Below are 6,844 nucleotides of genomic sequence, written 5' to 3' on the forward strand. Positions count from 1 at the left end.
GACGTCGACACCCTCGACCCGGCCGGCCAGACGACGACGACGGTGCAGAACATGGTCGACTACGTCGTCGAGCACGAGCACCTGCGGGTCCAGGGCCAGCGCGCGCGCGATGCCGATGCGCTGCCGCTGCCCGCCGGAGAACTCGTGCGGGTAACGCTCGAGCACGTCGGCCATGCCCGCGACCGGGCCGAGGCCGACCTCCTCGAGCATCTTCACCACCAGCGCGTCGCGTTCGGCCCGGCCGAGCTCGGGCCGGTGCAGGGCCAGGCCCTCGCCGACGATGCGGCCGACGCGCATGCGCGGGCTGAGCGAGCCGAACGGATCCTGGAACACCACCTGCATCCGGCGCCGCATGGCGCGCAGCACGCCGGCGCCGGCGCCGTCGAGGCGCTGCCCGGCGAGCGCCACCTCGCCGGCGGCGATCGGCTGCAGGGCGAGCAGGGCCATGCCGAGCGTGGTCTTGCCCGAGCCGGACTCGCCGACGATGCCGAGCGTCTCGCCGCGGCGCAACTCCAGCGTGGCGCGGCGGACGGCGTCGAAGCGGCGCTTGCGAAACCAGGCGCCGGGAAGCTCAAAGCTGACGCGGACGTCGCGCGCGGCCACCAGCAGCGGCGCGTCGGCCGGCAGCGGCTCGACCTCGCGCACCGGACGGCTGGCGAGCAGCTTCTTCGTGTAGGCGTGCTGCGGCGCGGCGAACACCTGGTCGGTGCGGCCGCTCTCGACGAGGCGGCCGCGCTCCATGACGCCGACGCGGTGCGTGAAGCGGCGCACCAGGTTGAGGTCGTGGGTGATGAAGAGGAGCGCCATGCCCATCTCCGCCTGCAGCGCGTCGAGCAGGGCGAGGATCTGCGCCTGGATCGTCACGTCGAGGGCCGTCGTCGGCTCGTCGGCGATGAGCAGGCGCGGCCGACAGGCCAGGGCCATCGCGATCATGGCCCGCTGCCGTTGCCCGCCCGACAGCTGGTGCGGGTACGAGTCGACGCGCCGCTCCGGCTCGGGGATGCCGGTCGTCGCCAGCAGCTGCACTGCCCGGCGCCTCGCTTCGCGCCGGCCGAGGCCCTCGTGCAGGCGCAGCACCTCGCCGATCTGCGCGCCGACCGTGTGCAGCGGGTTGAGCGCGGTCATCGGCTCCTGGAAGATCATGGCGATGCCGGCGCCGCGCAGGGCGCGCAGCTCGCGCTCGCTCTTCGTGCACAGGTCGGCGCCCTCGAACAGGATGCGGCCGGTCGTCCCGGCGCCTTCGACCAGGCCCAGGATCGACAAGGCGGTGATCGACTTGCCCGAGCCCGACTCGCCGACCAGCGCGAACTTCTCGCCGGCCTCGATGCGGAAGCTGACGTTGTCGACGACCGTCGTGGCTCCGAAGCGCACCGTCAGGTGCTCGACGGCGAGCAGCGCCGGCATCGGGGCGCGGCTCAGGCGCCGGGCTTCGCGGCCGGCGCGAGCAGGCCCGAGCAGGTGGCCCGCTCGGCGGCGCTTCGCTCGGGCGAGGCGCAGACCGCGTCGAGCTTGCTCTGCAGCCGCGCCAGCACGTCACGGTGCGCGCCGCCCTGGTTCCAGGCCTGCAGGCGCGTGCCGAGGCGCTGCAGGGAACGGGCGCTGCGCTCGTAGAAGGCGTCCGGCAGGGCAGCAGCCTCGCCGAACACGCGGCCGCTCATCGCCTCGATCGCACCCTCGTCGGCCGGGGTCAGCTCGATCAGCGCGTTGACGTAGCTGGTGCCCCACTGCAGCCGCGTCGACGGGCCCTCGCTGCGCTCGAAGGCCTCCCGATACCAGCGCAGCGCCTCGGCCTTGTCGCCGCGCTTCCTGGCGTTGCTGGCCAGGCCCGACATCAGGTAGTACGGCGAATGGCTCTTGGCGAGATTGGCCTTCAGCAAGGCGTCGGACTCGTCGCCGAGCCCGGCCCGCTCGAGCAGGTAGGCGGCCGAAGAGATCACGGCCTGGCGCTCGTAGGCGTCGGTGATCTCGCGGTCGGCCCGCGCCGCCTGCTCGCGCACGTCGGCGAGCAGCACGGCAGGCAACGTCGGCGACGCGGGCCGCGGCGCATCGGGCTTCGCGGGTGCCTCCGGCACGTCGATGCGGGCGAGGTCGACCCGCGCGATGACGGCCTGCATCCGGTCGGCGCGCGACAGGGTCGCGTCGCCTTCCAGTCGCTTCAGCGCGACGTCGAAGGCGGCCAGCAGCGCGCTCCGCTCCGGCGTGCCGGGCTGGCTCAGTGCGCGCACGATCTCGGCCGCATACGGGGTCAGCGTGTCGGTCTGCTCGCGCGTGCGCGGCGCCTCGGCGAGCAGCGCCAGCACCGACGAGCGCACCACCGGGTCGGCCCGCGCCGGGTGCTTGGCATCGGCGGCGGCCAGCGCCTTCAGGCGCAGCCGCATCGCGGTGTCGGGCGGGTCGGCCGGGCAGGCATCGGCCAGCTGCGCCAGCGTCGAAGGCAGGCGCTCCTTCGCCAGCACCTGCTGCTCGTCGGTCTCCCAGGAATAGAAGGCGAGCAGGCGCCAGTCGTTCGCGGCCATCGTCCCTCCGCCGGCCAGGGCATCGGCAAGCACCGCCTTCACCGGGCGCGCCGCGTTCATGCCGAGTGTCAGCAGCTGCGTGTAGCGGCCCGGGTCGGCCTCGCCCGGCAGGCGCGTCAGCTCCTGGCCCGCCGGGCTGAACAGCACCAGCGTCGGGTAGCCGCTGACCCGAAAGTGCGCGCCGACCTTCTGCGCACCGGGGTTGTCGCCGTCGACGTAGACCGGCACGAAGGCACGGGTCCGCTCGATGAAGTCCTGGCGGTTGAAGAGCGTCGCCTGGACCTGGTTGCAGGGCGGGCACCACTTGGCGCCCCAGTAGACGAAGACCGGCTTGTTCTCGGCCCGGGCCGCGGCGAAGGCGGCGTCGACCTGGGCCTGGCTCGACGCCACGCGCCAGGCGATGCCGCCTTCCCTGGCCGGCGGCGGGGCCGCGACCGGCGCACCCGGGGAAGGCGCCGTGGCCGACGCCGTGGGCTCCGGGCGACCGCAGGCGGCCAGGGCGATCACGGCGGCGACCGCGGCGAGTCGCGCCGTCCGAGGAAAAAGGGCGTGCGCAGCTGTCACGGCAAGGCCGGAGGCGGATGCCAAGGCGGGACCTCGAACGGTTCGGTGGTGCGTCATCGTGTCACCTCGTGCCGCCATCATGATCCCATCAGTCGACCGGCGCCGGGGCTTCGCGCACGGGATCGCGCTCGGCGGACGTGAACTGCGCCAGCGCCACGCCGGCCAGCGTGATCGCCGCCCCGCCGACCTTGACCATCGAGTAGCGCTCGCCGGTCAGCACCCAGGCCACGAAGCCGGCGACCGGCGGCATGAGGTACATCAGCGGCGCGGTGCGGGCGACGCCGCGCACGCCGTTGATCCAGCCCCAGACCAGCCAGCCGACGAAGGCCGAGACGATCACCGCGTAGAAGGTGCCGGCCCAAATGGCAGGGCCGATCCCGGTCCAGTCGACGGCGAGGCCGGCAGGCAGGCTGAAGGCGACCACCGGCAGGCTGCCGAGCAGCACGGCGTAGGTCATGACGGTGACGCCGCCGAGGCGCTCGATCAGCGGCTTCGACGCCACCGTGTAGTACGAGAAGAACGACGCCGCGACGAGCAGGACCAGGTCGCCGGCGCCGGCCTGCCAGTGGCCGCCGAACAGCTTGTCGGAGAGGAACGTCACGACGCCGAGGCAGGCCACGCCGACGCCGACGATCTGCCCGCGCGTCAGCTTCTCGAGCCCGTGCCAGTGCAGGATGAGGAGGGTGAAGACGGGCCCGCAGGCGAGGATGAGCGAGCTCGAGAACGCCGTCGACCAGTGGATGCCATAGGTGACCAGGCCGACGTGCAGCAGGTGGCCGATGAGGCCGAGGCGAAGCAGCGCGAAGACGTCGGCGCGCGAGACGCGCGGCCAGCGGCGGCCGAAGCGGGCGAACAGGAGGATGGCCGCGGCCACCGGCATGATCAGGTAGCGGACGAACAGGAAGCCACCCGGCGAGAGGGCCTCGAAGATGGCCTTCTGCACCGAGAAGTTGGCGCCCCAGACGAGGATCAGCACGAGCGCGGCGAGCAGCGCCTGGCGAGAGCGGTCGGGCGCGCCGACACCGGTCGGCGATAGCCCTGGGGCCGCCTCGGGCATGGTCAGCCGACGCTTCCGGCCGACCCGACCGGCGGCACGCAGCCACCGTCGTCGTCGCGCAGCGACGCCTGCGCGTCGTCGAGCCGCCAGCCCTCCACCGGCGTGGCGCGGGCGAGCGCCATCCACAGGCCGAAGCTCACGCGCATCGGCCGGCGCGGCGCCGGCCGCGCCACCACCAGGCTCTCGGCGCCCGCGACGAGCACGCCGCACTCCGGCGGGATCTCCTCGGCCCGGGCAATGCCTTCGCGAATCACGTACCAGCACTCGCCGCCGAGCTGCAGGTAGGCCTCGCGCTTGGCGCTGCGGCGCAGGTCGGCCAGCAGGTCGGATCGCTGCACCTTGACCTCGTGGACGATGGGCGAGACGTAGGCCTCGACCGTCGTGTGGCGGATCGAGAAGACGTCGGGCATCGCCACGGTCCAGCCGGAGCCGACCTTGGCGCGCATGGCCAGGCCGCGCCAGGCCAGCCGGCCGGCCCGCGTCATCTCGCCCGCGACGCGCTCGACGAGGAGCTCGTGGGCGTCGCGGCGGGCACGGTTGCGGCCGAGGGTCTCGGCGAGCACGGCGATGCCGGCATCGGTGAGGCGGATGGTCTCGTGGCCGAGCGGGCCCCGCTCGCGGGCGAGCAGGCCAGCGGCGAGGAGCTCGATCTCGATGCCGTCCTGGCACGGCCAGCCGGCCGAGCGATAGACCTCGCGCAGGCGGCGCCGGTGGACGATGCCGAGCGCGGCGGCGAGGCCCGGGTGCGGGCCGGCAGGCGAAGGGGAGGCATCGAGCATGGCAGGAGGCGCGCCTGCGCGCCGGATCGAGCCCTGCACCATACCCGAACCTTTTGCGCAGGTACGATTCGAAGCGCATCCCCTGTCGAGGAACCCGCACGATGACGACCTTGCGCCAACGTATCCCTTCGGCCCGCCGCGCTGCCGCGGCGCTGCTCGTGGCCACGCTCGGCCTCGCTGCCGCGCCGGCTGCGCTCGGGCAGGCCGCGTCGAAGGTGCTGAACGTCTACAACTGGTCCGACTACATCGCCGACGACACGATCAGGAACTTCGAGAAAGAGACCGGCATCAAGGTCAACTACGACAACTACGACAGCAACGAGACGCTGATGGCCAAGCTCATCGCCGGCAACACCGGCTATGACATCGTCGTCCCCGGCGCCCACTTCGCGAAGACGCAGATCGAGAGCGGCCTGCTGCAGAAGCTCGATCGCAGCAAGCTCAGCAACTGGGGCAACCTCGACCCCGAGCTCCTCAAGCAGCTGGCCAAGGTCGACCCGGGCAACCAGTACCTCGTCGACTGGCTGTGGGGCTACGTGACCATCGGCATCAACGCGCCCAAGGTCAAGGCCGCGCTCGGCGACCTGCCTATGCCGGAGAACGCCTGGAGCCTGATCTTCGACCCGAAGTACGCGGCGAAGCTCAAGGGCTGCGGCGTGAACTTCCTCGACTCGGCGTCCGAGGTGCTGCCGGTGGCGATGCTGTATGTCGGCAAGCCGGCGTACAGCGGCAATGCCGCCGACTACGACGCCGCCGCGGCGATGCTGAAGACCGTTCGCCCCTTCGTCACCCGCTTCTCCTCGTCGGGCTACATCAACGACCTCGCCGGCGGCTCGCTCTGCGCCGTCATGGGCTACTCGGGCGACATCAACATCGCCCGGGCCCGGGCCCTGCAGGCCAACCCCAAGCAGCCGGCCGCGATCGAGGCGATGGTGCCCAAGGGCGGCGCGACGCTCTTCTTCGACTCCATGGCGATCCCGAAGGACGCGAAGAACGTGGCCAACGCGCACCTGTTCATCAACTACATCCTGCGTCCCGACGTCTCCGCGTCGCTGACCAACAAGGTCTTCTACGCGAACCCGAACGCCGCCTCGCTCAAGTTCGTGAACAAGGCTGTCGCCGAGAACAAGACCATCTTCCTGCCGCCCGCCGACCTGGCCCGGATGACGGCGCCCGATGCGGTGCCGCAGCCGATTCGGCGCGTGCAGACGCGCATCTTCACCAACTTCAAGGCCGGCAAGTGAGCGGCGCACCGCTCAAGTCACCTGGACGCCCTTCCAGAAGGCGACGCGGCCCTTGATCTCGCGGGCGGCTTCGCTCGGCTCCGGGTAGTACCAGACGGCGTTCTCGTTCATCTTGCCGTCGACCATCAGGCTGTAGTAGTGGGCCTGGCCCTTCCACGCGCAGCTCGAGCGGTGGTTGCTGAAGGTCACGTAGTCGCGCTTCAGGCTCGCCTCGGGGAAGTAATGGTTGCCTTCGACGACGACGGTGTCGTCGCTCTCGGCGATGGTGGCGCCGTTCCAGGTGGCTTTCATGATGGCCTTCGGGTGAATGGAATCGGCGGCATCCTAGCGTTCAGTCCCGACGACCCGACCGGCTGCGACCGATCTCCATCAGCGCAGCACGCGCCCCCGCCCGAAGTAAGTTTGTTGATAAGGGTATACCCTCGCGGCTGACCGACACCGAAGACACGCCTTGAGTTCATTCCTGAAGAAGATCGTCGAGGCGACCCGCCTGACCGGCCGAGGCCAGCTGGCCGAAGCCACCGCCGCCATCCAGCGCGCCCTCCACCTCGACCGGGGCGCGCCGCCGGCCGCACCTTCGGCACCCGCCTCCGGCACGCCACCGCCACCGCCACCGCCACCGGCAGCGGCAGCGGCAGCGGTCGCCGACGCCGGCCCCGAGGCCGACCTGGTGCTCGACGGGCT

General features: G+C 71.8%; 6 protein-coding genes and 1 pseudogene. 2 read left to right on the forward strand and 5 right to left on the reverse strand.

Going from position 1 to position 6,844, the window contains the following annotated elements; translation table 11 throughout:
- From AC30N0_RS19030 to AC30N0_RS19045, 4 genes are all read right to left on the reverse strand, one after another.
- The coding region (locus AC30N0_RS19030) for an ABC transporter ATP-binding protein (protein WP_489519459.1) at positions 1–1,404 on the reverse strand (1,404 nt) is incomplete at its 3' end.
- A gap of 11 nt (positions 1,405–1,415) precedes the next feature.
- Positions 1,416–3,023 carry a thioredoxin fold domain-containing protein gene (locus AC30N0_RS19035; RefSeq protein WP_489519460.1) on the reverse strand — a complete coding sequence of 536 codons (1,608 nt, stop codon included), beginning with the start codon at positions 3,021–3,023 and terminating at the stop codon, positions 1,416–1,418.
- Between the two features lie 145 nt (positions 3,024–3,168).
- A complete protein-coding gene (locus tag AC30N0_RS19040; RefSeq protein ID WP_489519461.1) occupies positions 3,169–4,137 on the reverse strand; it encodes a DMT family transporter in 969 nt (322 codons plus the stop codon).
- Positions 4,138–4,139: 2 nt separating this feature from the next.
- Entirely contained in the window at positions 4,140–4,916 is a 777-nt protein-coding gene (locus tag AC30N0_RS19045) for a hypothetical protein (protein ID WP_489519462.1), read from the reverse strand.
- Between the two features lie 101 nt (positions 4,917–5,017).
- On the opposite strand from AC30N0_RS19045, the gene AC30N0_RS19050 reads away from it, so the two are divergent.
- Positions 5,018–6,160, forward strand: coding sequence for a polyamine ABC transporter substrate-binding protein (locus tag AC30N0_RS19050; RefSeq protein ID WP_489519463.1), 1,143 nt, complete (start codon positions 5,018–5,020; stop codon positions 6,158–6,160).
- A 12-nt stretch (positions 6,161–6,172) separates the two neighbouring features.
- On the opposite strand, the gene AC30N0_RS19055 is transcribed toward AC30N0_RS19050, so the two are convergent.
- Positions 6,173–6,451: a DUF427 domain-containing protein gene (locus AC30N0_RS19055; RefSeq protein ID WP_489519464.1), complete on the reverse strand. Its 279-nt coding sequence runs from the start codon at positions 6,449–6,451 to the stop codon at positions 6,173–6,175.
- Positions 6,452–6,611: 160 nt separating this feature from the next.
- On the opposite strand from AC30N0_RS19055, the pseudogene AC30N0_RS19060 reads away from it, so the two are divergent.
- A pseudogene (locus AC30N0_RS19060) lies at positions 6,612–6,844 on the forward strand (hypothetical protein); the annotation flags it as partial.

The organism is Rhizobacter sp., from assembly GCF_031412495.1.
Classification (GTDB): domain Bacteria; phylum Pseudomonadota; class Gammaproteobacteria; order Burkholderiales; family Burkholderiaceae_C; genus Schlegelella_A.